This is a genomic window from Streptococcus suis (assembly GCF_002960445.1).
In the GTDB taxonomy this organism is placed as follows: domain Bacteria; phylum Bacillota; class Bacilli; order Lactobacillales; family Streptococcaceae; genus Streptococcus; species Streptococcus hyiners.
The window spans coordinates 1-346 of sequence record NZ_POJD01000184.1; the positions used below are offsets into that span (position 1 = coordinate 1).

At 45.4% G+C, this 346-nt stretch carries 2 pseudogenes; both read right to left on the bottom strand.

Annotated features, from left to right (window positions below):
• A pseudogene (locus C1G53_RS07660) lies at nucleotides 1–173 on the bottom strand (argininosuccinate lyase); the annotation flags it as partial.
• Between the two features lie 13 nt (nucleotides 174–186).
• Nucleotides 187–346, bottom strand: a pseudogene (locus tag C1G53_RS07665) (argininosuccinate synthase domain-containing protein); the annotation flags it as partial.

The window sequence follows — 346 nt, forward strand, 5'->3', positions numbered from 1 at the left end:
GCCTCAGCTTGAGAGATAATCCTAGTTTGCCCCAGCATCTTGACATGGGCCAGTGAGCCTTGAATATCATACTTGGCCAATTTTTGGTCAAAGCGAATGGAGGCTCCGAATTCTTCAACCCATTCCTCAAGACTGGCTTCAAAGCGACCTCCCCATAATTTCTTTGCTTCCATAGGCTCCTACTTTCTAGCTCTTTTTATGAATTTCCGCATTGACCTTGGTTGGCAATCCCCAAAGCTTGATGAAACCGACTGCCGCATCTTGATCAAAGGTATCTGCACTGGTATAGGTTGCCAAATCTTCGTCATAAAGGGAATTTGGAGATTTCCGAGCAACTACTTTGGCT